The sequence below is a fragment of the Bacillus sp. AFS029533 genome (assembly GCF_002585125.1).
In the GTDB taxonomy this organism is placed as follows: Bacteria; Bacillota; Bacilli; order Bacillales; family Bacillaceae_G; genus Gottfriedia; species Gottfriedia luciferensis_B.
Genome location: NZ_NUQC01000004.1, coordinates 81,796 through 107,800, shown reverse-complemented (window position 1 = coordinate 107,800; position 26,005 = coordinate 81,796). Strand labels below are relative to the sequence as shown.

Below are 26,005 nucleotides of genomic sequence, written 5' to 3'. Positions count from 1 at the left end.
AAGAAATATTAGATAGGTATCCTTTTTTCGACAGAATGTAAAGTTTACTTTTTTGTGTACAACTGTTTACATAAATGTGTACATGAGTACAGTTATGTCTACATTTCGTTTTCTCTAGAATTATTTTTAAAATGCGTGTTTCCTACTTCTGAGATTTTTTAAGAAATAAAAGTGTACAACTTTGTGGACAAGTATACTTAATCGTATACAATTGTTTACAAAATGATTCTTGTGTACAAATTTGTGTACAACTCTCTATAAACGGTTTTCCTCTAAAAATTAAAAAACAGGCAGATTACTTCTACCTGTCAGTTTGTGGATAAGTCCCTTGATTAAAAATATCCACATGTGGATTACTTATTTTTATTCTGATTAACTAACCCTTGAATAGGATTTTTCTCAAAGATGATAATTTTTGAATTCTGTAATTTATTGTAATCCTCTTCGGACATAAGCTTTAAATTTAATAAGTCCTCCTTTGTTGTAAATTTTGGATATGACCTTCTTCGTAATGATCCAAATCTTTTTAGATTATAAAATTTCCAACTTAAAAGACCAAAATAAAAAACGATCCACAAAAGGATTGTAAATAAAATAAAAAAACGTATGTCATGATTTGTCATTTTAAAATAGGACTTTATTATATTTATATATCGATTATTGTAATTTGTTAGCGAACTAATGAAAAAAGCAATTACAATTATGCAATAGATCCAAACTACCAATGTTGTAATTGTAATCATTACTTCACTCAGCCAATTTTTCTTTGAATGAACGATTACTCCAGTTTCCTTTTTCCCCTGTCTGGGCTTGTCCATGTTGCATAACCACCTTTTATTCTTGATTTAACTGCTTTAGGTAATGCAAACATTACAATCATTGCATTTAAAACCCAATAAATAACTGGATACCATGCGGCCCACAAGTAATATTTTTTTATGTTATCGTATGTTGAATCTAATCTTATCGACATCCAAAGCTGAATAAGACTCATGAAAACAAGTGAGAAAGAAGAAAAAGTCATCCATATGATTAGTTCTTGTACACTGTTAGCAGTTATTAAATAGTAAATAGTCACGAATACCCAAGAAAATGACCAGATTAAACTAACCCATTGTTCAAGGTAGATCGGCCAGATCCTTCTATGCCGAAAGTCCAATAATAAATGCCAATACCGCATAATTACCTCTTGTCCACCCTGTGCCCAACGAATTCTTTGGTTCCAAATTCCTTTTAAAGTTTCTGGAACTAACATCCAGCAAAGTGCACGAGGTTCATAGCGAATATCCCAAAATCTTTCTTGTAGCTTCCAGGATACTGCGATATCTTCTGTAATCATGTCGCGGTCCCATAATCCTACATCTACAAGTGCTTTTTTTCGAAATGCAACGACTACCCCTGATACCGTCATAATTTTACCGAGCATTCTTTGGGTTCTTTTTATGGCCCCAATGATAGAAGAATATTCTACTATTTGTAATCTACTCAGTAGGGTATCGCGATTTCGAATTCTTGGATTTCCTGTTACGGCACCTAATCTTTCCCCACTATGTAGAAAATGATAAATAAGATACTGTGCAGCTTTAGGCGCTAAAATGGCATCCGAATCTATACAAACTAAAAACTCCCCTTTTGATGCATGGCAAGCAATATGTAGCGCATTTGCTTTCCCCCTATTTTCTCTACAATCAATTGCTTTGACCTCTCGATGTTTATTTGCCATTTTTTCTAAAATTTTAAAGGTTGAATCCTTACTGCCATCGTTTACAGCAATGATTTCTTTTAATGGATAATCGAGTTCCACTAAATATTGAATCGTCTCCTCAATTGTTTCCTCTTCGTTATAACAAGGTATTAAGATGCTAATTAACGGCCAATCAATCCCTTCAAAATTTACATCTTTTCCTTTTTCTCGGTATCGGAAAAATAGACTGGATCCAGCCACCCAAAATAAAGACATAACCAATGGATACCAAAATACAAACTCCGACAAAAGGCTTATGAATTTGTTCAATTTTAATCACCTAATTTACTAAATTCAATCATGCAACTCATATATAAAGACTAGTATCAGCAATTACACATAAATTAACAGTATATTTCTAACCCATATATGTAATTTTTTACTTTCTTACAAAAGTTTTTGTTCTTTTAACATGAAACGATTATAATGGGAATTATGATTGTACTTCTCTAGTACAATTTAATAGATAGAAAATTTAATAGAAAAATCCATAAGTTTTATTGCTTATGGTAGAGGTCGCAAACTCCCCTCTACAAAAAAATAAGGCGAAAAACAATATTTGTCGTATTGTTTTTATTTTTGTTATTCGGGATGCCCTCTTCTTTTTAATCATGCAAAGGAGAGAAGAAATATGAAAAATGAAAAAGCAATCGTTGTATTTAGCGGTGGCCAAGACAGTACTACTTGTTTATTCTGGGCTATGCAAAACTTTGGCGAAGTTGAGGCGGTTACGTTTAACTACAATCAGCGCCATAAACTAGAATTAGATGTAGCTGCAGATATTTGTAAGGAATTAAATATTCCTCACCATATCCTTGATATGTCCTTGTTAAATCAGCTTGCACCAAATGCTTTAACAAGATCAGATATTGATATAACTCACGAAGAAGGAGAGCTTCCTTCTACATTCGTCGATGGACGTAACTTATTATTCCTTTCTTTTGCAGCAGTACTTGCTAAACAAAAAGGAGCAAAGCACATTATTACAGGTGTTTGTGAGACTGACTTTAGCGGATACCCTGACTGCCGAGATATCTTTGTTAAATCATTAAACGTAACTCTTAATCTATCAATGGATTATCCATTTGTTATTCATACTCCACTTATGTGGATCGATAAGGCTGACACATGGAAACTAGCTGATGATTTAGGTGCATTTGAATATGTAAAAAATAAAACATTAACTTGCTATAACGGCATTATTTCTGATGGTTGTGGAGAATGTCCGGCATGTGAGCTTCGTCAGGCTGGTTTAGATCGTTACCTACAATCGAAGGGAGCAGCAAAGAATGTTTGATTTTCGTATCGTAGAAAGACTTCATAAAATTGATGAACATATAAAAAAAGAAGACTTAAAATATCACAATAGACGAGTTCTCGTTAATAAAGAGTTTACCTTTGATGCTGCACATCACTTACATTGCTACGAAGGTAAATGTAAGAATTTACACGGACACACATATAAAGTTATTTTTGGAATTAGTGGTTTTGTTGATGAAATTGGCTTAGTGATCGATTTTGGTGATATTAAACAGATTTGGAAGGAAAAAATTGAAATCTATTTAGATCACCGTTATTTAAATGAGATGCTACCTCCGATGAATACCACAGCCGAAAATATGGTTGTTTGGATTTATGAGCAAATGGAAAATGCACTTAAGGATCATACAAATCCTGCACAAGATATTCGAGTAGAGTTTGTTCGTTTATTTGAAACGCCTACTTGCTACGCAGAAGCTCGTAGGGAGTGGATGATCAATGAGTAAAATTCCGGTACTTGAAATATTCGGACCTACTGTACAAGGTGAAGGGATGGCAATCGGTCAAAAAACGATGTTTATTCGTACTGCGGGTTGTGATTACTCCTGTAGTTGGTGCGATTCTTCGTTCACTTGGGATGGTAGTGAAAAAGAAAATATAAAATGGATGACCGCGGAAGAAGTTTGGAAGAATTTAACCAACATAGGCGGCGATACATTCTCTCATATTACAATTTCTGGTGGAAACCCTGCCTTACTTCCATCTTTAGGCCCTGTAGTTGAGTTTTTAAAGGAAAAGAATATGACTTTAGCTCTTGAAACTCAAGGTAGTAAGTGGCAACCATGGTTACCTTCTATTGATGAAGTTACTTTATCACCTAAACCGCCTAGCAGTGGCATGAATACTGATTTTGATATGCTAGGAAGCATTATTCAAAATTTAGAAAATCATCCAAAGTTTTGCTTAAAAGTTGTTATTTTTGATGAAAAAGATTTAGCTTATGCAGAAACTGTTCATCAAAAATTCCCACATGTTCCGTTCTTTTTACAAGTCGGAAATAGTTGGCTAAATGCAGATGATAGCACCTTATTACAATACATGTTAAAACGTTACGAATGGCTTATAGATGAAGCAATGAAATCAAACGTATTTAAAAATGTAAAAGTTTTACCTCAATTACATGCATTTGTTTGGGGAAATAAGAGAGGAGTTTAACCAAAATGGTAGGAAGATCAAAAGGTTCACTAGAAGAAGTATCATTACTTGGCAGCAACAACACAAAATATTTATTTGAATATGATCCAGGAATATTAGAAACATTTGATAATACTCATCCAGATCGTGATTATTTCGTAAAATTTAATTTCCCAGAATTTACTTCACTTTGTCCAAAAACTGGTCAACCTGATTTTGCGACAATTTATATCAGCTATATACCTGAACAAAAAATGGTTGAAAGTAAATCATTAAAATTATACTTCTTTAGCTTCCGTAATCATGGTGACTTCCATGAGGATTGCATGAATATTATTATGGATGATCTAATCAAATTAATGGATCCTCGTTATATTGAGGTCTGGGGGAAATTCACTCCACGTGGCGGAATTTCAATTGACCCATATTGTAACTATGGTCGACCAGGCACAAAATACGAAAAAATGGCTGAACACCGTATGATGAACCATGATTTATACCCTGAGAAAATAGATAATCGATAAGAACTAAAGGTGCACTGTATAAAATACAGTGTACTTTTTTTATTCAGGTAAATACTATATTCGTTTATAGCACTTAATTTGTTTTTATTTTACAATTAATGGAAAGTAAATAAAAAGTGTGGTGAAACCATTTGTTTAAACTATTACTCATTGAAGATGATTCTTCTTTATTCACTGAGATTAAAGATCGCTTATCTGGATGGTCTTACGAGGTATTTGGAATAACAGATTTTAGTAAGGTAATTCAAGAGTTTACAGAGATAAAACCAGATTTAGTCATCATTGATATACAACTACCAAAATACGATGGTTTCCATTGGTGTCGTATGATTCGTTCCCATTCAAATGTCCCTATTATCTTTCTCTCTTCAAGAGATCACCCCTCGGATATGGTCATGTCGATGCAACTTGGAGCAGATGATTTTATACAAAAGCCATTCCATTTTGATGTACTAATTGCGAAAATCCAGGCTACTCTTAGACGCGTATATAATTACAATACCGAAAAAATTGCTCTTAAAACGTGGTGTGGTGCAACCGTCGACTATGAAAAAAATACCGTATCGAATAAAACTGGTGCAATTGAACTTACAAAGAATGAGATCTATATTTTAAAACTGCTAATTGAACAAAAAAATAAAATCGTAAGTCGTGAGGAATTAATAAATGCACTTTGGGACGATAAACGATTTATTAGTGATAACACTTTAACAGTAAACGTGAATCGATTGCGTAAAAGACTAGATGAAATAGGATTAGGACAATTTATTGAAACAAAGGTTGGCCAAGGTTATATTGCATTAGAAGAGGTCGTTTAATGATAAAAACATTTCTAATTGAGCGATTAAGTTGGATTCTTTTTTTTCTACTAACACAAGTACTCATTGTATTTGTTTCATTTATTGATTCGTCAATTCCTTTAAAATCATTACTTTATATTGTCTTTCTATCACTATTATTGTTTATCATTTTTTTAGTCATTCGATATCCTAAAGAAATAAAATTTTATAAAAGTCTTGTTGAACGTGAGGATAACCTTGATTTGACGGGAATTGAAGAATCTAATAGTCCATTTGAAGAAATTGTTGAAAACAGTTTAACAAATCAAACAAGCTTATTAAAAAAAATAGCTATTCAAAATCAAACTTATTTAGAGCAAGAAAAAGATGAACTCCTATCATGGATCCATGAAGTAAAAACACCTTTAACAGCAATGCACTTAATGATTGATCGTATGAATGATGAAAAGTTGAAATCAAATTTAACATATGAATGGCTACGTATTCACCTATTACTAGATCAACAGCTACACCAAAAAAGAATACCTTTTATTGAAAATGATCTTTATATCGAAAAAATTCAGCTTGAAGATGTCATTTATCCAGAGATTAAAACTTTGCAATCATGGTGTATACATAAAGGGATTGGATTTGATATTGAATTAGAGGAGCTAGAAGTATTCAGTGATGCTAAATGGCTATCTTATATAATACGACAGCTATTAACAAATGCCGTGAAATATAGTCCATCTTCAGACATTCGGATTATAAGTAAGCAAAAAAATGAACAAGTTATTCTTGAAATCGAAGACTTTGGTCGTGGTATTCATTCAAAAGATTTGCCACGGATTTTCGAAAAAGGATTTACTTCTACGATTCAGCATCAAGACAATGCCTCTACAGGGATGGGATTATATTTAGCAAAGAAAGCTGCCCAGTCACTACATATTACTTTCCAAGTAAAGTCTGAGTTAGATAAAGGTTCAATTTTCACGCTAACCTTCCCTAAACGAAATGAATTTGTAAAAATAACAGGCATGTGACAAAATTGTCACATGCTTTTGTTTATTGTTCGGTTAATCAAAGGAAACGGTCTTGGTAACCATTTATACTAACCTTATCGAATGAAAATAAAGGAGTGTACAAATTGAATATTTTAGAGGCAAATAAAATTCATAAAAGTTACGGAAATAAATTTAATAAACAAGAAGTGTTAAGTGGCATTAATATAAACATCGAAAAAGGTGAATTTGTTAGTATTATGGGTCCGTCTGGATCTGGTAAAACAACTTTACTAAACGTTCTTTCCTCGATCGATAAAATTAATAGTGGAACGATTGCAATTGAGGGTAAAGATATAACGGATATGAAAGAAAAACAATTAGCAGAATTTCGTAAATACTATTTGGGCTTTATTTTCCAGGAATACAACTTACTAGACACATTAACAGTAAAGGAAAATATACTTCTACCTTTATCAATAACTAAAACGTCACCAAGTGAAGCCAATCAAAAATTTGATGTTATTGCTAAAGAGCTTGGTATTTATGAATTAAAAGATAAGTATCCTAACGAAATCTCTGGAGGACAAAAACAGCGTACTTCAGCCGCTAGAGCATTTATTCATGAACCGAGTATTATTTTCGCAGATGAACCTACAGGCGCTTTGGATTCAAAATCTGCTTCAGATTTATTAAATAAACTAAGTGAACTAAATGAGAAAAGAAACGCGACAATTGTAATGGTTACACATGATCCAGTAGCGGCAAGCTTCTGCAATCGCGTTGTCTTTATTAAAGATGGACAAATCTATTCACAACTACACAAAGGCGATGAAACGAGACAGAATTTCTTTAAAGATATTATGAAAACCCAAGGTGTATTAGGTGGTGTTCACCATGAGCATTAATCATTTGATATTCCGAAATTTAAAAAAGAATTTAAAAAACTATTATCTATATGTTTTTGCATTAATTTTTAGTGCTGCCTTATACTTCTCATTTGTTACATTGCAGTATGACCCATCAATGGAAGCAACAAAGGGTTCGATCAAAGGAGCAGCAGCAATTCGCTCAGCGTCGATTTTACTTGTCGCAATCGTTTCGATTTTCCTTTTATATGCAAACATGATTTTTATAAAAAGAAGAAGTAAAGAAATTGGTTTGTTTCAATTAATTGGAATGACTAAAAACAGGATTTTCGGTATTTTAACAGTTGAAAATTGTATTCTATATTTTAGTTCATTGGTTCTTGGGATTTTAGTAGGTTTTTCGATTTCAAGGCTAATCATTATGATTTTATATAAAATCGTCGGAGTAAAAGCGATTGCTACTTTACATTTTTCTTCACAAGCATTAGTGCAGACATTAATTGTTTTTGTCGTAATTTACGCGTTCATTATGTTAATGAATTATGCTTTTATTAAACGACAAACTATTTTATCTTTATTCCGAGTCGTCTCATCGACTGAAGGAAAGCTTAAAAAAATGTCTATATTCGAGATTTCTATTGGAATTTTAGGTATTTTATTAATAATCTCAGGTTATTTTCTATCATCAAAATTATTTGATGGCGATTTTACTACTATGACTGAACTATTTTCGGTCATGATCTATATTTTAGCGTCAGTCATTATTGGAACTTATTTAGTGTATAAAAGTTCGGTTCGTTTTATTTTAAATATCGTTCGTAAAAAGAAAAATGGCTACTTAAATATTAATGATGTTCTCTCTTTATCTTCAATTATGTTTAGAATGAAGTCTAATGCTTTATTATTAACTATTATTACAACTGTTTCAGCACTAGCGATTGGCTTATTATCTTTAAGCTATATATCTTATTATTCTGCAGAAAAAACTGCAGAGAGCCATGTCCCTGCTAACTTTTTCTTAAATAATAATAAGGATTTACAAACTTTCACATCTGCTCTAAATGAAAATGGTATTAAATATAACGAAAAACAGATTGAGGTTATTCAAGTTAATGCAAATATAAAGAATATACTAGATACAGAATTAAAAGGCATGATGAAGGATGCTAACAAATTCCCACTAGCGGTAGTAAGCGAAAAATCAGTTAAAGTAAACCTTGATTCAAATGACGCCTTATTTACTGGATACGATGATATGCTTCAAAAATTTATGACCTTAAAGGATTCAGGGCATATTGAATTAACTAACAGCAAGAAAAAATTTAATCTAAACTATTTAGGTTTAAAACGTGAAAAGATTATACCTTCCTACTTCACAAATGGAGGATTTCCTACTGTCATTGTAGATGATCAAGTATATAAAACATTAAAACAGAATCTTGATTCATCCATTCAAAAAGAATCCACTGTTTACAATGGAATTAATATAAGTGATGAAAAACAAATTGAAAAAGCAAATACGATTTATATGGATCATCAATTTGATAAGAATTATCCTAATGCTTCTCGACTTGAAATCGTTAAAAGTCAGAAAGCAAATATGGGACTTATTATGTTCATCGTCGGATTTTTAGGATTAACGTTCTTAATGACATCTGGATGTATTTTATACTTTAAACAAATGGATGAAAGTGTTGATGAAAAGCCAAATTATACTATTTTACGTAAACTAGGTTTCTCCCGTAGAGACCTATTAAGAGGTATACGTTCTAAGCAATTATTTAATTTCGGTATCCCATTAGTAGTCGGACTAGTTCATAGCTATTTTGCTGTCCAATCTGGGTGGTTCTTATTCGGTACTGAAGTCTGGACACCAATGATCATCGTCATGGTTTTATATGCTGTTTTATACTCGGTCTTTGGTCTTTTATCTGTTCTTTATTATAAAAAAGTAATTAAAGAAGCTCTTTAGACTAACAATCTACCTAATAAATAATAGAAGCTCGAAACTGGGCTTCTATTATTTTTTTACTTATTTTGATTTATAATAGCCTTATACTTACTACTTTAAAGGTGGATCGGGATGACTAAAACCATTGTTGAAAAGCTAAACTTAAAAAAATATAAAAAAGCTACAGTTTTAAATCAACCAAGTGATGCAAATTATTTTGAGGATTTACCACATTTTGATACGGATCTACAAAACCATCCTTACGATCTGATATTTGCTTTTGTACTTGATATGGATTCGCTAAAAGAACTAGTCACAAAGATTATCCAGAATCATTATTTAGATAAAAATGGGTATCTTTTTATTGCCTATCCTAAAAAAGGAAACAAAGTATATTCGACTTATATTCATCGTGATGATTTATTCGAAGGATTAGGTGCGGATGAGAGCGGCTATATTGGTTCAAGTACAATTAAATTTGCTCGTATGGTTGGATTAGATGACGTCTTTACAGTTGTTGGATTAAAAGATGAATCAAAAACAAAAGCTGCGAATTCATCGAAAGCAAGTCAATGTGTAGATGATTATATTGATATGATTCCAAATGTTGAAAAGGATTTAGAAGATTCTCCTGAATTACTTACGATCTATAAGTCTCTAACTCCTGGGTATCGTAAAGATTGGGCAAGACACGTCTATAGCGCTAAGCAAGAAGCCACGAAAGCAAAAAGACGTGAAGAAATGAAAATGGTCTTAAGTGCTGGATATAAAACGCTGGATCTATATCGTAGAGATAAAAAGTAGAAGCAAAAAATCCACAAGATTATTTCTTGTGGATTTTGTTTACTTATTAGATTATATATATCTGCTTTAACAACAACGAGTAACTTTACCACCTTTAGAATTAAAACGTGACTCTTGCGCTTCGATAAAGAACTCTTTTCTAGATTGAATTGGTTGATCAGGGTGTTGTGTTTTCATATGTTCAACATATTTCTCATAGCTTGGTACTCCTACTAATAAACTAATAAACTGTTTATAATATTTTTTGAACTCCTCCACTTTATAGTGCATAATTTTTCGGTTCACTTTCTTCGCGTTTAATGTATGGAGTTTCATGTAATTTTATCGGTTTATTAGACAATATATTTATCCAATTTCGAATCGAAGCAATTAGAACTAAAAGCACAATCACCATAAATAATCCGCAAATTGTTGCGTCAATATAGTCATTTAAAATTATTTGATTCATTTGTGCTTTACTAGCTGCTGGTGCAAGGATTTTGCCAGCAGCTAAACCATCTTTAAATACTTTAGCATGCGCTAAAAACCCTATTTTTGGTAATGCATGAAACAGCTTTTGCCAACCAGCTGTCATTGTGACGATTAATATCCAAATTGTTGGCACTAATGTAATCCATGCATATGCCTTTTTCCCCATTTTCAGCAAGATCGTTGTGCCTAGCAATAATGCAATCGCTGCAAGCATTTGATTTGCAATACCGAATAACGGCCATAAAGTATTAATGCCTCCAAGTGGATCAATAACACCTTGATAAAGGAAATAACCCCAGCCGAAAACGCAAATAGCTGTCGCAATTAAATTTGCAGGAAGTGAATCTGTCTTTCCAAATGGCTTATACACATTGCCTAGTATATCCTGCGTCATATAACGTCCAATCCTAGTTCCAGCATCAATTGTTGTTAAAATAAATAATGCTTCAAATAAAATAGCAAAATGATACCAAAAAGCCATTAGTGTTTTACCACCGATTACTTTAGAGAAGAGTGCCGCCATGCCGATTGCTAAAGTTGGTGCCCCACCAGTACGAGAAAGAATCGTTTGTTCCCCTACATCCTTTGCTAGTGTAGTCAAATCATTTGGAGCTATTGTAAAGCCCCAGCTTGAAACTACTTGAGCCACCTGATTTACGTCAGTTCCAATTATGGCAGGTGGGCTATTTATAGCAAAATATGCTCCTGGAGTTAATAAACATGCCGCAATCATAGCCATTACTGCTACAAAAGACTCCGTTAACATAGCACCATAACCAATGGCACGTGCATGCGTTTCACGTTCAATCATTTTTGGTGTAGTTCCTGAAGCAACTAATGAGTGGAATCCAGATACAGATCCACAAGCAATTGTTATAAATAAAAACGGAAATAGATTTCCAGCAAATACTGGTCCTGTTCCGTCAATAAATTTTGTAACGGCCGGCATTTGTAAGTCTGGTGCTACAATAATAATGCCAATTGCTAAAGCTAAAATCGTTCCAACCTTTAAAAATGTGCTTAAATAATCACGTGGAGCTAATAATAGCCAAACTGGAAGTACTGATGCTATAAACCCATAACCAATTAACATAAGCGCAATCGTTTCTCCTTTAAACGTAAACATTGCTGCTAATGTTGGACTTTCTGCTACATATTGTCCTGCAAATAATGAAAGTAGTAATAAAATAACACCAATAAAAGACCCTTCTCCTACTCGGCCAGGACGTATGTATCGCATATAAATACCCATGAAAATTGCGATTGGAATAGTTGCTGCAATCGTAAACATTCCCCAAGGACTTCCTGCGAGCGCTTTAACTACAACAAGTGCTAATACAGCTAATAAAATAACCATAATTCCTAATATACCTATTAACGCAATGACCCCAGTTATAGGACCAATCTCTTCTTTAATCATTTCTCCAAGCGATTTACCATTTCTACGTGTCGAAGCAGCTAATATGACAAAATCCTGTACTGCCCCTGCAAATACAACTCCTACGATAATCCAAATCGTTCCGGGTAAATAACCCATTTGCGCAGCTAAAATTGGTCCAACCAGTGGTCCAGCCCCTGCTATCGCTGCAAAATGATGACCAAATAGTACCCACTTATTCGTTGGTACAAAGTCTTTACCATCATTATTAATTTCGGCAGGTGTTTTACGATCTTCGTCAAGTTTAAATACTTTTTCTGCAATAAACTTACTGTAAAAACGATAAGCCACTGCATATGTACTAACTGCCGCAGTGAGGAGCCAAATTGCATTTATTGTTTCCCCTCTTTTTAAAGCTAGTACAGAAAAACAGAAAGCTCCAAGTATTGAAATTAATCCCCAAACTACTATTGATTTTAAAGATTTCACAACAAAGATACCTCCTTTTTCATTTATAAAAGAAAGTATATCACCAATTCAGAATTTTTTGTCAATTAATGGTAAAAAAAGTATAATAACGACATTTTTACTGATTTTCAGTTGGTTTTTCGTCTTAAAAGTAGACGAAAGTTGTATTGAACTTATCTAATCGAAAAATTTCAAGGGAAAAAAACAACTTTAGCTATAGTGAAATTTGAACTAATCATTATAAACAAAAAGAAAACCATCCTAAGCTTAATTGCTAAAGGATGGTTCTCTTTCATTAAATGGGTTATTTAACGTGTTGTATAAAATTAATATCGATCAACTCATTAAGCTTTTGTAGTTCTTTATCTCCTAGTAACGTTTTCCCTTCGTTTAAGGATACTAAAGCACTCTCAATTAAATATTTTCTAGGTGTTTTTGACTGCAACAATTCGTTTTGTAAAAAATCTAGTAACTCATTGTACTTCTGTTGTTCATTACTATTTAATGCTGATTTTTTCATTGTACAAATTATACTACAAAGCTTTTGTTGAAGATTTTCTTCGGTCTTTCTTACTGGTAACCATCTATCTAATAGTTCCAAATTGAATAATTGCTCACCAGATTCCTCAACATCCTCAACAATTTTAATCATACGTTTTACACTATATCGGACGACTTGATCCATACTAATATTCACATCTTTGGCAAGGTCATAGTATCTAACATTATGATGTATAATTCCTAAAAACATAATGGCACTATCTAATAAAAAATCTTTTTTCTCACTACCAAAAATGTCTAAGAATCGAGTATACACCCAATTTAATGTCTTAAAATTACCTTCTCTTATGAACTGTTTAATATCTAAGTCATTTATATAAATTACTTCTTCAAATAGAGAAATCAATTTATTATCTCTATTTGCCTCCATTAATAATGTTATTTGTTTAATAAAAATTTCAATATTTGAAGGGCTCTGTCCGATCAACAACTCATTTCTTTCATGTTCAAGTTTTTTATAAATCATATTAAATAATGCGACTACTAAATCACTTTTAGACGAAAAATAATTATAAAATGTACCTTTAGAAATACCGCTATAGTCTAATATGTCTTGAATAGATGTTGCTTGAAATCCTTTTTCAATAAACAATTCATGAGCTATTTTTACAACATGCTGTTTACGATCATTCATATAATCACCTTGGTTCTAGTTAATTACTGCTTAAAAAACATAGTACATTATTTTAACATTTTTAACTAGTAAATATCTGATTAGATTATTAAAGATTTCTAATGGGTATTATAATTGCATCTAATGAATGAATGGTATATCATATTATCTTATATAGAAGATGGAAACACAGTTCAAAAAATTGAACTAGATGTACAAAGGAGGGGAAATCATGGATCATTCCATGAATAAATCGGTTCGCCCACCATATGGGATTATTACAATCCTAATGATTGGGGCTTTTATTGCGTTCTTAAACAATACTTTACTTAATATTGCTTTACCTTCTATTATGAAGGATTTGGACGTTGAGCCTTCGACTGTTCAATGGCTTTCTACAGGGTATATGTTAGTTAATGGTATTTTAATTCCGACTACTGCTTTTTTGATCCAAAAATATTCTGTTAGACATTTATTTTTAACTGCACTACTTTTATTTAATATCGGTACTTTAACTGCAGGATTTGCACATGTATTTCCTTTATTATTAGCGGGTCGTATGATTCAAGCTTCTGGTTCGGCTATTTTAATGCCATTATTAATGAATGTTATGCTAACTAGCTTCCCTGTTGAAAAACGAGGAACTGCAATGGGCTTCTTTGGTTTAGTTATGATGGGTGCACCAGCAATTGGCCCGACATTATCTGGTTGGATTATTGAACATTATGACTGGAGAATGCTTTTCCATGTTGTTTCACCGATTGCATTAACGATTTTAATTATTGGCTTTTTCTTACTTAAAGATAAAAAAGAGAAATCAAATAGTACGATCGACCTTTTCTCTGTTCTTTTATCAAGTATAGGTTTTGGTGGATTATTGTACGGTTTTAGTACTGCAGGAACAAAAGGATGGGATAGTCCAGAAGCTTACGTTACTTTAATTGTAGGGGTTATTTCATTAATACTATTTATCTTACGTCAATTAAAACTTGATACGCCAATGTTAAACTTCAGAATTTATCGCTACCCTATGTTTGCTTTATCATCAGCGATTTCAATTGTAGTGACAATGGCTATGTTCTCAGCAATGATGCTTTTACCGATTTACACTCAAACGCTTCGCGGCATTAAACCATTTGATGCAGGCTTAATGCTGTTACCAGGTGCATTATTAATGGCAATTATGTCCCCAATTACGGGTAAATTATTTGATAAAATCGGCGGAAGAATACTTGCAGTAACTGGTTTAGCAATTATGACTGTTACTACTTATTTCTTAAGTAAATTAACAATGGATACAACATATACACATATTATTATTTTATACTCATTACGTATGTTCGGTATGTCGATGGTAATGATGCCAGTATCAACAAATGGTTTAAATCAATTACCAAAACGATTCTATCCACATGGTACTGCCATGAATAATACTTTACAGCAAGTATCTGGGGCAATTGGTACTGCTTTACTCGTAACAGTAATGTCGAATCGTACAGAATCTAAAGCGAAAGAGCTTGCTGCTGAAGCGATGAAGCATGTGACTAGTAAACCTACACCTGAAATGCTTGCTCAAATTAAGCAAGAGATCACAATGAAGGCAATGTTAGAGGGAATTAACTTCTCATTTTATGTGACGGTATTCGTTGCCGCAGTTGCACTAGTTCTTGCATTCTTTATTAAACGTTCAACAGCTGCAGAGGAACCTGTAGTGAAAGAAAATACTAATACTAGTACTAACTTTAAGAAAAAGTTAGCAGAGAATTAATACAGTAAGTTTTAGACTAAAAAAGTTCAACCAAATTGGTTGAACTTTTTTATTAGTTCTTATAAATAAAATAATCGAAATCCGCGTGTAGCCCTTGCCCAGTCGTATCCTGACATTGCATTCCAACGAATGCACCTGTAAAGAATCCACCACCCTGAATATAATCATCAGACAGTTTAAATGAATAAAGTTTTACAGGTATTGCTATCCAATCCTCTCCATCAAATGAATAGGAGTATTCGTAAACATTCGTTTTCACATCTACTCGAAGATATACATATTCAACATGTTCTGGAATGATAATTTCGTTTCCTTGAAGAGGCTGATCGAACTTAAAATTATCACATGTTACTAATTCAAGAATTCGACCCTTTCCTTCATTCCAAGTGATTTGACATGAAGTCCAGTTTTGAGTGTTGTAATAATTTACTAAACCAGCTGATTGATGGAATGTATTTGGATTAAATGCTACTTTTGTTTCTGCAGTAAAGTTAAAATGTTGCCAGCGTCTTGCTATAAATGACTGAGTAAATTTAGATGTTAGGGATTCTCTTCCGTAAAGACGTAGATGCCCTGGATTGTCTTTTAAGGATACAATATTCTCTCCTAATGGAATTCTTAAGTTTTGAAAGTGAGGATTTAAGACATCTGAGTTAAAGTCATCCATCTCAGGGTAATCACTTTCCCATTTTACTTCATCTATTTTTGGCCCTTCTATTTCAAGTGATGGACTATTCCCTCCTACGACATACGGCCAATCATTTTTCCACTCAAGCCTTTGAATAGCAGTTTCTCTTCCTAATGGACAGAAACCTCTTGGGTCTAACAACGGTTGACCTTCTCTTGGTAATGGTCTTCCTGTTAAATGCACAAGGAACCATTCATCTGTATGTGTTTGAACAATTGATGCATGTCCTGCTTTTTGAAGGGGAATTCTTGGCGCATGGAATGACGAAATTAACGGGTTTTCCGGGTGTACTTCATATGGCCCCATTAACTGTTTTGACCTAGCAATTGTAGCTTGGTGATCATATTTCGTACCACCTTCTGCCGTTAATAAGTAATAGTAATCATTTATTCTATATAAATGTGGTGCTTCCGTTAGTTTAATATCGGTTCCTTTAAAGATAACCTCTGCTTTTCCGATTAGTTTCTTTTCTTCTACACTGTATTCTTGTAATGAAATGCCATAAAAATGATGATTTCCTACACGATGATCCCAAACCATATTAACTAAATATTTTTTTCCATCCTCATCGTGAAATAATGAAGGATCAAATCCAGTACTATTTAAGTAAACTGGGTCTGACCATTCTCCGTCAATCGTTTCACATGTTGCGAGATAGTTGTGACAATCTTTCCATTGACCTTCAACTACCTTTACATCAGTGTAAATTAACCAGAATTGTCCATCACGATAAGATAATGCAGGAGCCCAAATACCACCCGAATCTGGATTACCTGTCATATTTAATTGACTTAAACGTTTCAAAGGTCTTGATGCTAATCGCCAGTTCTTTAAATCCTTTGAATGATAAATTCCAACTCCTGGAAACCATTCAAATGTTGAAACTGCAATATAATAATCTTCCCCAACTCGGCAAATACTTGGATCGGGATTAAATCCCTGTAAAATTGGATTACTGATTTTAGCCATTTTATACTCCTCCATATGCATCTATATAGTTCAATACATTACTTTTTAGTAAGCACCTTTGATAAAGTCAGAAACATTTTTTTGATAGAAAAGCTCTAATTGATCTAATTCCGCTTTCGAAAAAGATTGTATATTCATTGCTTCTAAGTTGCCATCCACTTGGCGTTGGTTTCTAAATCCAGGAATTACACATGTAATTTCCTTTTGATCTAAAATCCATCTAAGTGCTGCACCTGCCATCGAAGACCTTCCTTCAGCAATCCAGTTAATTCGATTTGCCAATTCTACTCCTTTTTTAAAGCCCAAGCCTGCAAATGTTTCTCCGATATTAAAGGCCGCTCCATTTTCATTAAAGTTTCGGTGATCATCTTCCTCAAAAATATGATCAGCCTTATACTTTCCAGATAAGAGTCCACTGGCTAGTGGTAATCTTACAAGAACACCAACTCCACGCTTATAAGCCTCGGGAAGTAATTCTTCTAATGGCTTTTGTCTAAAAATATTAAAGATAACCTGTAAGCTTTTCACATTTGGGTTTTCTAAGCAAATCATTCCTTCTTCAACCGTTTCAACGCTAACCCCGTAATGGCGAATTTTCCCTTCGCTTTTTAAACGGTCAAGTACATCAAATACTTGTCCATCCTTTAAAATTTCAGTTGCTGGACAATGCACTTGATATAAATCAATCACATCTCGATTTAATCGTTTTAGACTATCCTCGCAATAAGACTTAACCGCTTCATATGAGTAATTTTCCGGTGAAAAGATATCACCTTTTCGACAAAATTTTGTTCCTATATAAATTTTATCTTCAAGTCCTTTTGTGGCTTTAGCCAATAGTTCTTCGCTATGACCATCACCATATACATCTGCAGTATCAAAAAAATTTACACCTTGGTCGATTGCGTGTCGTAATGATTTTAAAGCTTCAGTATTATCTGTTTTGCCCCATGCTCCACCAATTGCCCAAGTTCCAAAACTTACCTCACTAATCATTAAACCTGTATTACCAAGTTCTCGATAATTCAAGTAAAACTCCCCCTCTAGTGCTAATTTTTAGCGTCTTATACTAGTTTCTAAATTCAGATAACATTCTATTTAGTTCCTTTGTGCTGGAATAAATTTGCTTATAAATAGAATAAAGCTTCTCATATTGTTTAACATTTTCACTTACTGGTTTATATGAAGTGATTGGCTTTATGAACTCTTCTGCACAAGCCTCTAATGATTCAAACCAATTACATCCATAAGCAGCAAGCATCGCCGCACCCATCCCAGGACCTTGCTCGCTTGAAAGTTTAATAATTGTCGCATTAAAAATATCTGCTTGCATTTGAAGCCAAATAGGATTTTTTGCACCGCCACCAATTGAAATAATTGAATCAATCCTTTTACCGTTATTTCGGAAAATTTCAATTGACTCGTTCAATGAAAAAGTAATACCTTCCATGACGGCCCTCGTAAAGTCACTTCTCTTATGTGCTGCATCCATACCGATAAAACACCCTCTAATAATTGAATCCGCATGTGGTGTTCTTTCACCAACCAAATACGGAGTAAACATTAAACCATTTGAGCCAATTGAAACAAGGTCAACATCCTCTAATAGTTGTTCGAAATTCACACCTTCAGCAAAAGTATCTTTAAACCAACTTAATGAATATCCTGCGGCAAGCGTTACACCCATTGAATAGAAAGCATCTTCTTTACTATGGTTAAAATAATGAACCTTACCTTTGAAGTCTTGTTCTCCATGCTCTTCATAAGAAAGAACAACTCCTGAAGTACCAATACTACATAGCGTATTGCCTTCTTTTAAAATACCTGAGCCAATTGCGCCACAAGCATTATCGGCTCCGCCTGCAAATACTTTCACTTCACGGCTAAGTCCTGTCAAAATAGAAACTTCTTCTGTAATTGTTCCAACACAATCATGAGACTCGACAATTGGTGGGCAAAGATGTAAAGGAATATCGAATTTAGTACATAATTCTTCACTCCACTGCTTTTCTTTCACGTTTAAAAGTAATGTTCCGGCAGCATCTGAGTATTCAGTATGAATTTCTCCAGTCAGACGATAACGAAGATAGTCTTTAGGCAATAAAAATACTGCTGCCTGATTATAGATCTCTGGTTCAAATTCCTTTACCCATAAAAGTTTTGGTAAAGTAAATCCTTCAAGTGCTGGATTTTTCGTTATTTCAAGTAAACGTTCTTTGCCAACTATTTCATTGATCTTTTCACATTGCTTAGTCGTTCTTGTGTCATTCCATAAAATTGCATTACGAAGGATTTCATTTTCTTTATTCAATAACACTAGACCATGCATTTGACCTGAGAAGCTAATCCCTTGTATATCATTCGGATGACCTTTAAAGTCTCTAACTAGTTCGGCAAGTCCATCGATTGTTTTTTCAACCCATTCTTCTGGTCTTTGTTCACTATATCCGGATTTTTCTTGTATTAATGGATAGGCACGAGATACTTCTTGGCATACTTCTCCGGACTGATTAACAAGTAAAATTTTTACGGCACTTGTACCTAAATCAATACCTACTACATATTTCATAACAATCATCCTTTTATTGTTTTCTTTAGCGTATCGTATGAGAAAAATGTGCTGGAAATAATGAGTTTCCCAGCACATTTTATGATCAAAAGGTTTTTAAACTGTTGCGAATTCAGAAATCGCTTCTAATAAATATTGGTTTAGCACTGATTTAAGACGTTCTTCACGACCAGATTTATTTTGGATATCACCTAAATTTAATGCATATGCTTCAAGTGTATGGAAACTTGCTTTATTTTCTACGATTTCTTTACCAATACCATAAGTGAAGCTGCTATAACGATCTTCAATAAAGCTTTCAAATACTTTATCTTCAATTAGTTTATTAGCTACTAATGTGCCAATTGCAAAGCTATCCATTCCAGCTATATGTGCATGGAATAAATCTTCTACATCAAATGATCCTCTTCTTACTTTTGCATCAAAGTTCAGGCCGCCTTTTCCTAAGCCACCATTTTTTAAGATTTCATACATTGCTAATGTAGTAGAGTATAGATCTGTAGGGAACTCATCTGTATCCCAACCAATTAACTTATCACCTTGGTTTGCATCAACTGAACCAAGCATTCCGTTAATTCGAGCAACACGTAATTCATGCTCAAATGTATGACCAGCAAGTGTTGCATGATTTGCTTCAATATTGAATTTAAACTGTTTCTCTAAACCATTAGCTTGTAAAAACGCTAGTCCAGTTGCCACATCAAAGTCATATTGATGCTTTGTTGGTTCTTTTGGTTTTGGTTCAATTAAGAACTGACCATCGAATCCAATTTCTTTTGCATAATCTACAGCCATATGGAAGAAACGCGCAAGGTTGTCTTGCTCAAGCTTCATATCAGTATTCATAAGCGTGTCATAACCTTCACGCCCACCCCAGAATACATAGTTAATTGCACCAAGCTCTTTTGCAATTTCTAATCCTTTTTTCACTTTTGCAGCTGAATATGCAAATACGTCCGCGTTATTAGATGTAGCGGCTCCATTTACATAGCGAGGATGAGTAAACATATTTGCCGTATTCCAAAGCAATTTTGTTTTACTTGTTTTCATATATTCTTTTATCATTTCTACAATGACATCTAAGTTTTTATAAGTTTCACCTAATGTATTTCCTTCAGGCGCAACATCTGAATCATGAAAGCAGAAGAAAGGAACATCTAACTTTTCATAGAACTCAAATGATGCTTCTACACGTGCCTTAGCTAGATCCATTCCCGTTAAATGATTCCAAGGACGTTGCATTGTACCTGCTCCAAATGGATCTGAACCATCTGCAGTAAATGTATGCCAGTAGGCAACTGAAAAACGAAGTAAATCCTCCATTTTTTGACCGTTAATTATTCTTTGAGGATCATAATATTTAAATGAAAATGGATTTTTTGATTTAGGACCTTCGAATTTAATTTTGTTAATATTAGTAAAGTAACTCATGTTTAATTCCTCCTAAAATAGTAGTTTTGTATTTTATGACTTATGTGAAACGACAATCCATGCGCGCAATACTTTCATGTCTTTTGGCTCAATTCCTTGTAATCCCGTCAATTCTCCATTTACTTCAAGATTAGGAGCGTTAGTTACCCATGTGTAGGGCTCAGGGCATAAAAAGCCGCTTCTCGCATCTTTGTTATAAACAACCCAATGTTTAAAACTTTGGTCAACGGTATAATTAATCTCAATTCCTGTTGATTTGTTTGTTATTTGTGCCGTTTGTAGGCCACTGTTATTAGGGTTAGATAGAAAAACATCATCTAACTCTAGCCCGTACAGGCTCATTCCTTCATTCAACTCATATTTGTACTCAATATCTTCTAATTCCCCCGTTGGTAAAAATCGATCATTTAGTTTCCAACGTTTATCCACTGGAAGCTTGAAGATTGAAGTTTCTTCAGGGAATACAAAGCTAGTATGATATCCAAAGCCAAACGGTAAAACTTCACTACTTTTATTAATAATTTCTGCTTTTTTAGCGAATAAATTATCATTTAAAATAAAGCTCATCCTTATCACAAAATGATGCGGGAATTGAGCCATTACATCTTCATGCTTACTTGAATCAAACTCAGTAATAATTTTTACTGTTTGATCATTAACCTCTACACTCGAGATATTCCACTCCCTTGTGTGAACGAAACCATGAATGTGATTTTGCTTGTCCATTTCATTGATTTCAAATTGATATGTTCTTTTGCCAAATCGAAACTTTCCTTGATCGATTCGATTTGGAGGAAACAGGATTGGAGTACCGTAAAGAACTGGGTTATTCAAATACTCCTCGGTTGAGTTAGGGACCCTTAAAAGCTCAGTATTTGATTTTTTATGAACCATGGAAATTAAGTTTGATCCCCATCCGGGAATAATGATGATCTCCAATTCACTATTACCTGCTTTAATCGCTGGTTCATTTAAAAAAGAGATTTCCTCAACATAAGTATTCATCTAGATTCCCCGTTCTAAGATAATTTCTACACTTAGACTTTACTAATCTTACCTTGTCTTTGGTCTATTCGATTAAAGCTATACATACCACAGAACATGAAAATCCAAGCAATTGATATGACACTAAAGAATGGAATTAGCCCTGGTTGGTACAGCAACAAAAATAGTATAGCGATTAGACTAACTAGCATTAGTAAAGTAATGTGAAAATGAAAAACACTTAAAAAGAATGCATTTTTTAAATAGTCTTTAAGTTTAAATTCGTAATGTACATATAGTGGGAAAATATAAAGGAAAACCATTAAATAAACTGCCACTATGATTAATAAAGGGATGATTAAGATAAACTGGAGCATCCCTTCAATCGTTCGAATGTAAAATACATCAAACGCTAGGAAGATGCCACTACAAATGAATACCAAACCAAGTTTATTGGAACTTTTAAATTCATTTAGGAAGACAGTTAAGAAAGTTCTCCAAATCGGAAGATCCGTTTCTTTTATGATCCATTTACGAACAATTGTAAATAGGGCTACTGTAGCAGGGAAAAAACCAAATATGACTAGTCCTGCAATTGTAAAGAGGAACCATAGCAGATTGACATATGCTAATTTCATAACCCACTCACATAGCGTAAACAATTTCCCCATTGTTTTTCCGAGTATCATTTAATCACCCTCCTTTACAAATTCATCTTAGCTTTATCTAATGCAGTTAACCTTTTACTGATCCAGAAGCAATTCCTTCTACAATTCGATTACTTAATATAAGGAAGGCAATTAGGATTGGTAGTATACTAATAACTAACGTAGCTCCAATTGCTCCCCAATCAGTCGTATACTGCCCAATAAAGTTTTGAATACCAACCGTGAGTGTTTTAAATTGATCTGAACTTATAAATGTATTAACAAAGACAAACTCATTCCAGTTGTAAATCATATTAATAATTGCTGCTGTAGCAATAACTGGTGAAGTCATTGGTAAAGTAATCTTAAAAAATATATGGTTAATTGATGCCCCATCCATAATCGCTGCTTCTTCTACCTCTCTAGGGAGAGCTTCGTAAAAACCAATTAAAATCATAATCGTAATTGGTAAGTTAAAGGCTGTGTACGTAAGGATTACCGAGAGTGGATTATCAATTAAATTTATTTTTGTAAAAGTATTAAATAAAGGAATCAGTGTAGAATGGACTGGAATCATTAAACCTACCATAAATAATCCCAAAACCCATTTACTTGCTTTCCAATTCATTCTTGTAATCGCGAAGGTTACCATACTTGCTAATACAACCGTTAAAATAACGGCAGCGATTGTGTAAGTCACACTGTTAAAGAAATACTGACTAATATTTCCCTCAGTCCAAACTTTCGTATAATTCTCCCACTTTGGGCTTTCAGGTAAAGAAAAAGGTGACATATTGAAAACTTCTTGGTTATTTTTTAATGAAAAAAGAAATAGCCATATGATCGGAAATATTTGAAAAATCGCTACGATTATAAGGAAAAGATACATAAAACCGTAAGCAACTTTACTAAAAACACTATTTTTGCTACGGTCAGTTTTCTTTTCAGTTACAATGGCTTGAGATCCTGTAGCTCTTACCGTATCCACTTAAAATCCCCCTTTCTTTTAGTAAATGTCATTATTTGATTCAGTAAACTTACGAATAACCCAAGTAACTACTAAACAAATAACTAATAAGAAAAATCCAATTGCACTTGCATATCCAAAGTCAAAGCCTTTGAATGCTTTTTGATACATATAGGAAGCCATTACTTCACTTGCACCATTAGGGCCTCCACCTGTCATAACATAAATTAAATCAAAATATTTAAGTGATCCAACGACGGCAAGAACAATCGTCACTTTCACAACATTCATGATTAATGGTAATTTTATTTTTAATGCGATTTGAAGTGGTGTTGCCCCGTCAATTCTTGCGGCCTCGATTAGAGAGTCCGGAATATTTTTAAGAGCTGCATAGTAAATCAGAATATAAAAACCTGCGTACTGCCAAATAATTGGAATAATAATCGCATACAATGCTAAGTTTGTTTCTGCTAACCAGGCAGGTGGATTATGAACGCCTAGAGAAACAAGTAAGCTATTTAAAATACCGTTAGTAGGATGATAAATTTTAAGCCAAAGCTGAGCAATTGCAACAGATGCAAGCAGCATCGGAATAAGATATATTTTTCTTAGAAGGTCTGCACCTTTAATTTTTCCAGCAAGTATAAATGAGATGGACAAGTAGCCAATTAAACTAACGGCTGAAAATACTGCCAATAAAAAGGAGTGGAAAGCACTTTTCCAAAATAGAGGATCATGTAATAAGTGGGAGTAATTCTTTAAACCTATGAACTCCTTTTCCCCAATTCCATTCCATTTCATTAAGCCAAAGTATCCAGTTTGTACGATTGGAACGTAAATCAAAGCAAGGATCAGAAAAAGAGCTGGTGTAATATACAAGGCGATTATTTTTTTATTTGACATAGCTTTATTCACTTCGATTCAACTCCTTCCCCTATATTTAAAAATCAAGGGCATACTACAATGAATCCATATGCCCTTTTCTTTAGTACATCAGAAATTATTTATCTTCTGCCTTTAATGCTTCTTCATGTTGTTTAGCAAAGTCTTTTGGTTTTACTTCATTTCCAAATAAAGATTGGATTAAGTTTAAGTGAGTTTCTGCTACAGAAGCACTCATTTGAACGTCAGCAAATAGTGTTAAGTTACTAGCTTTATTTAACTCATTTAACACATCAATATATAATGGTGGTAAATTTACTTTTGAAGTATCAACCTTAGTTGCTGGGATTACACCCGCTTTTTCTACAGATTGCTCTCCCCACTTCTCTACAAAGAATTTAACAAAGTCTTTAGCTTCAGCTTTAACTTTTGAATGCTCTGCTACGAATAAACCTACTCCAGGGCCACCAACCCAGCTGTTAATATTTCCTTTTCCGCCTTCATAAGTAGGGAATTTAAAGAAGCCTACATTGTCACGGAAATCTTTTGGAATTTCTTCATTTGTCGTAAAGTTTGGAAGCTCCCATGTTCCCATTAAGTACATAGCTGCATTTCCATTTAAGAATTCAGATTTACCTTCATCATTTGATAACCCATTAAAACCTTTATTAAATGCATTTTCTTTAACTAGGTTTTGAACCTCTGTTGCCGCTGATACAAGTGCAGGATCTTCGAATGTTCCTGTACGGTTAATTGCTTTATTAAGTACATCAGCTCCACCAATTCTGTCCGCTAAATACATATACCAAAGTGAACCTGTCCAACGATCTTTATTACCTAAAGCGATTGGAGCAACTCCATTTTTAGCAAGTGTTTTAACAACGTTTTGGAATTCGCTGTAAGTTTGTGGTACTTGAAGGTTATATTTTTCAAAAATTGCTTTATTGTAATAAATTGGAGCGATGTTTAGTTCTAGAGGTAATCCATATGTTTTTCCATCGATTGCATATGCTTCTGTTGTTCCACTTACAAAAGAATCTTTTAATCCGTTATTTAACACATCATCTAAATCAGCGAAAAGGCCACCTTTTACAAATGGTTTCATATATCCTGCTGCCCATGTAAACCCAACATCAGGAAGTTCATTAGAAGAAGAAAGAACTTTAATCTTATTCTTGTATTGTTCATTTTCAAGAACTTCTACTTCGATTTTTACATCCTTATGTTCAGCCTCATATTGCTTAATAATGTCAGATACAATTAAGTTTTGTTGCTTAGAACTACCAGCTGGCCAAAGATGCATAAACTTGATCACTTTTTTGGAACCGCTTTCAGTTGACGCGTTATTAGATTTACCACAGCCAGTTAAAGCAACCATTAGAATAAGAACTAGTGCTAACATTAATGAAGACGCTTTCTTAAACATGTCTAACCCCCATTTTTTGAATTTTTCGTTACAAGTAAATTCTAGCACTAAAAAAAA

General features: G+C 33.6%; 24 protein-coding genes. 10 read left to right on the top strand and 14 right to left on the bottom strand.

Annotated elements, in window-relative coordinates; translation table 11 throughout:
- Positions 1–353 precede the first annotated feature (353 nt).
- Both COE53_RS02125 and pgaC read right to left on the bottom strand, forming a co-directional pair.
- Positions 354–818: a hypothetical protein gene (locus tag COE53_RS02125; protein ID WP_098947368.1), complete on the bottom strand. Its 465-nt coding sequence runs from the start codon at positions 816–818 to the stop codon at positions 354–356.
- Positions 779–2,014 carry a poly-beta-1,6-N-acetyl-D-glucosamine synthase gene (pgaC, locus tag COE53_RS02120; RefSeq protein WP_098947366.1) on the bottom strand — a complete coding sequence of 412 codons (1,236 nt, stop codon included), beginning with the start codon at positions 2,012–2,014 and terminating at the stop codon, positions 779–781. Before pgaC ends, COE53_RS02125 begins: the two co-directional genes overlap by 40 nt.
- 289 nt (positions 2,015–2,303) lie before the next feature.
- Between pgaC and queC the strand changes: the two genes are divergently transcribed.
- The 9 genes from queC to COE53_RS02075 all read left to right on the top strand — a co-directional run bounded on the left by queC (position 2,304) and on the right by COE53_RS02075 (position 10,126).
- Positions 2,304–3,041 carry a 7-cyano-7-deazaguanine synthase QueC gene (gene queC, locus COE53_RS02115; RefSeq protein ID WP_353615549.1) on the top strand — a complete coding sequence of 246 codons (738 nt, stop codon included), beginning with the start codon at positions 2,304–2,306 and terminating at the stop codon, positions 3,039–3,041.
- Positions 3,034–3,510 (top strand): 6-carboxytetrahydropterin synthase QueD, encoded by a 477-nt coding sequence (gene queD, locus COE53_RS02110; protein WP_025568328.1) that lies wholly within the window; start codon positions 3,034–3,036, stop codon positions 3,508–3,510. The genes queC and queD overlap by 8 nt, the downstream gene beginning before the upstream one ends.
- A complete protein-coding gene (gene queE / locus COE53_RS02105; protein WP_025568327.1) occupies positions 3,503–4,219 on the top strand; it encodes a 7-carboxy-7-deazaguanine synthase QueE in 717 nt (238 codons plus the stop codon). Before queD ends, queE begins: the two co-directional genes overlap by 8 nt.
- Before the next feature lie 5 nt (positions 4,220–4,224).
- On the top strand, positions 4,225–4,722 hold the full coding sequence (gene queF / locus COE53_RS02100; RefSeq protein WP_025568326.1) for a preQ(1) synthase: 498 nt from the start codon (positions 4,225–4,227) through the stop codon (positions 4,720–4,722).
- A gap of 131 nt (positions 4,723–4,853) precedes the next feature.
- Complete coding sequence (locus COE53_RS02095) at positions 4,854–5,540, top strand: response regulator transcription factor (protein ID WP_025568325.1); 687 nt, start codon at positions 4,854–4,856, stop codon at positions 5,538–5,540.
- Positions 5,540–6,544 carry a sensor histidine kinase gene (locus COE53_RS02090; RefSeq protein ID WP_025568324.1) on the top strand — a complete coding sequence of 335 codons (1,005 nt, stop codon included), beginning with the start codon at positions 5,540–5,542 and terminating at the stop codon, positions 6,542–6,544. The genes COE53_RS02095 and COE53_RS02090 overlap by 1 nt, the downstream gene beginning before the upstream one ends.
- 104 nt (positions 6,545–6,648) lie before the next feature.
- Complete coding sequence (locus COE53_RS02085; RefSeq protein WP_025568323.1) at positions 6,649–7,410, top strand: ABC transporter ATP-binding protein; 762 nt, start codon at positions 6,649–6,651, stop codon at positions 7,408–7,410.
- The gene (locus COE53_RS02080; protein ID WP_098947364.1) at positions 7,400–9,343 is read left to right on the top strand and encodes an FtsX-like permease family protein; all 1,944 of its coding nucleotides are present in this window, start codon (positions 7,400–7,402) and stop codon (positions 9,341–9,343) included. Before COE53_RS02085 ends, COE53_RS02080 begins: the two co-directional genes overlap by 11 nt.
- Before the next feature lie 111 nt (positions 9,344–9,454).
- On the top strand, positions 9,455–10,126 hold the full coding sequence (locus tag COE53_RS02075; protein WP_091024640.1) for a YdeI/OmpD-associated family protein: 672 nt from the start codon (positions 9,455–9,457) through the stop codon (positions 10,124–10,126).
- A gap of 66 nt (positions 10,127–10,192) precedes the next feature.
- On the opposite strand, the gene COE53_RS02070 is transcribed toward COE53_RS02075, so the two are convergent.
- From COE53_RS02070 to COE53_RS02060, 3 genes are all read right to left on the bottom strand, one after another.
- Positions 10,193–10,396 carry a YbdD/YjiX family protein gene (locus tag COE53_RS02070; protein WP_069033680.1) on the bottom strand — a complete coding sequence of 68 codons (204 nt, stop codon included), beginning with the start codon at positions 10,394–10,396 and terminating at the stop codon, positions 10,193–10,195.
- Entirely contained in the window at positions 10,386–12,464 is a 2,079-nt protein-coding gene (locus COE53_RS02065; RefSeq protein WP_098947362.1) for a carbon starvation CstA family protein, read from the bottom strand. Before COE53_RS02065 ends, COE53_RS02070 begins: the two co-directional genes overlap by 11 nt.
- 283 nt (positions 12,465–12,747) lie before the next feature.
- Positions 12,748–13,638 carry a TetR/AcrR family transcriptional regulator gene (locus tag COE53_RS02060; RefSeq protein ID WP_069033678.1) on the bottom strand — a complete coding sequence of 297 codons (891 nt, stop codon included), beginning with the start codon at positions 13,636–13,638 and terminating at the stop codon, positions 12,748–12,750.
- Between the two features lie 211 nt (positions 13,639–13,849).
- On the opposite strand from COE53_RS02060, the gene COE53_RS02055 reads away from it, so the two are divergent.
- Positions 13,850–15,385 carry a DHA2 family efflux MFS transporter permease subunit gene (locus COE53_RS02055; RefSeq protein ID WP_069033677.1) on the top strand — a complete coding sequence of 512 codons (1,536 nt, stop codon included), beginning with the start codon at positions 13,850–13,852 and terminating at the stop codon, positions 15,383–15,385.
- 52 nt (positions 15,386–15,437) lie between these two features.
- On the opposite strand, the gene COE53_RS02050 is transcribed toward COE53_RS02055, so the two are convergent.
- The 9 genes from COE53_RS02050 to COE53_RS02010 all read right to left on the bottom strand — a co-directional run bounded on the left by COE53_RS02050 (position 15,438) and on the right by COE53_RS02010 (position 25,948).
- Entirely contained in the window at positions 15,438–17,042 is a 1,605-nt protein-coding gene (locus COE53_RS02050) for a glycoside hydrolase family 43 protein (protein ID WP_069033676.1), read from the bottom strand.
- 45 nt (positions 17,043–17,087) lie between these two features.
- The gene (locus COE53_RS02045) at positions 17,088–18,071 is read right to left on the bottom strand and encodes an aldo/keto reductase (protein WP_069033675.1); all 984 of its coding nucleotides are present in this window, start codon (positions 18,069–18,071) and stop codon (positions 17,088–17,090) included.
- A 40-nt stretch (positions 18,072–18,111) separates the two neighbouring features.
- Entirely contained in the window at positions 18,112–19,611 is a 1,500-nt protein-coding gene (gene xylB, locus COE53_RS02040; protein ID WP_098947360.1) for a xylulokinase, read from the bottom strand.
- 96 nt (positions 19,612–19,707) lie between these two features.
- Positions 19,708–21,042: a xylose isomerase gene (gene xylA / locus COE53_RS02035; RefSeq protein WP_069033673.1), complete on the bottom strand. Its 1,335-nt coding sequence runs from the start codon at positions 21,040–21,042 to the stop codon at positions 19,708–19,710.
- Positions 21,043–21,075: 33 nt separating this feature from the next.
- Positions 21,076–22,047, bottom strand: coding sequence for an aldose 1-epimerase (locus tag COE53_RS02030; RefSeq protein ID WP_098947358.1), 972 nt, complete (start codon positions 22,045–22,047; stop codon positions 21,076–21,078).
- Positions 22,048–22,079: 32 nt separating this feature from the next.
- Positions 22,080–22,715 (bottom strand): YesL family protein, encoded by a 636-nt coding sequence (locus COE53_RS02025; RefSeq protein WP_069033671.1) that lies wholly within the window; start codon positions 22,713–22,715, stop codon positions 22,080–22,082.
- A gap of 46 nt (positions 22,716–22,761) precedes the next feature.
- Positions 22,762–23,628, bottom strand: a complete 867-nt coding sequence (locus COE53_RS02020) for a carbohydrate ABC transporter permease (RefSeq protein ID WP_091024682.1) — start codon at positions 23,626–23,628, stop codon at positions 22,762–22,764.
- Between the two features lie 51 nt (positions 23,629–23,679).
- On the bottom strand, positions 23,680–24,555 hold the full coding sequence (locus COE53_RS02015) for a carbohydrate ABC transporter permease (RefSeq protein ID WP_098947356.1): 876 nt from the start codon (positions 24,553–24,555) through the stop codon (positions 23,680–23,682).
- An 85-nt stretch (positions 24,556–24,640) separates the two neighbouring features.
- Complete coding sequence (locus tag COE53_RS02010; RefSeq protein ID WP_069033669.1) at positions 24,641–25,948, bottom strand: extracellular solute-binding protein; 1,308 nt, start codon at positions 25,946–25,948, stop codon at positions 24,641–24,643.
- Positions 25,949–26,005 lie beyond the last annotated feature (57 nt).

Coding starts and splice junctions, on each gene's coding strand:
- COE53_RS02125 (WP_098947368.1), bottom strand. CDS start 818: ATGGACAAGCCCAGACAGGGGAAAAAGGAAACTGGAGTAATCGTTCAT.
- queD (WP_025568328.1), top strand. CDS start 3,034: ATGTTTGATTTTCGTATCGTAGAAAGACTTCATAAAATTGATGAACAT.
- queE (WP_025568327.1), top strand. CDS start 3,503: ATGAGTAAAATTCCGGTACTTGAAATATTCGGACCTACTGTACAAGGT.
- queF (WP_025568326.1), top strand. CDS start 4,225: ATGGTAGGAAGATCAAAAGGTTCACTAGAAGAAGTATCATTACTTGGC.
- COE53_RS02090 (WP_025568324.1), top strand. CDS start 5,540: ATGATAAAAACATTTCTAATTGAGCGATTAAGTTGGATTCTTTTTTTT.
- COE53_RS02080 (WP_098947364.1), top strand. CDS start 7,400: ATGAGCATTAATCATTTGATATTCCGAAATTTAAAAAAGAATTTAAAA.
- COE53_RS02075 (WP_091024640.1), top strand. CDS start 9,455: ATGACTAAAACCATTGTTGAAAAGCTAAACTTAAAAAAATATAAAAAA.
- COE53_RS02070 (WP_069033680.1), bottom strand. CDS start 10,396: ATGCACTATAAAGTGGAGGAGTTCAAAAAATATTATAAACAGTTTATT.
- COE53_RS02060 (WP_069033678.1), bottom strand. CDS start 13,638: ATGAATGATCGTAAACAGCATGTTGTAAAAATAGCTCATGAATTGTTT.
- COE53_RS02055 (WP_069033677.1), top strand. CDS start 13,850: ATGGATCATTCCATGAATAAATCGGTTCGCCCACCATATGGGATTATT.
- COE53_RS02050 (WP_069033676.1), bottom strand. CDS start 17,042: ATGGCTAAAATCAGTAATCCAATTTTACAGGGATTTAATCCCGATCCA.
- xylB (WP_098947360.1), bottom strand. CDS start 19,611: ATGAAATATGTAGTAGGTATTGATTTAGGTACAAGTGCCGTAAAAATT.
- xylA (WP_069033673.1), bottom strand. CDS start 21,042: ATGAGTTACTTTACTAATATTAACAAAATTAAATTCGAAGGTCCTAAA.
- COE53_RS02030 (WP_098947358.1), bottom strand. CDS start 22,047: ATGAATACTTATGTTGAGGAAATCTCTTTTTTAAATGAACCAGCGATT.
- COE53_RS02025 (WP_069033671.1), bottom strand. CDS start 22,715: ATGATACTCGGAAAAACAATGGGGAAATTGTTTACGCTATGTGAGTGG.
- COE53_RS02010 (WP_069033669.1), bottom strand. CDS start 25,948: ATGTTTAAGAAAGCGTCTTCATTAATGTTAGCACTAGTTCTTATTCTA.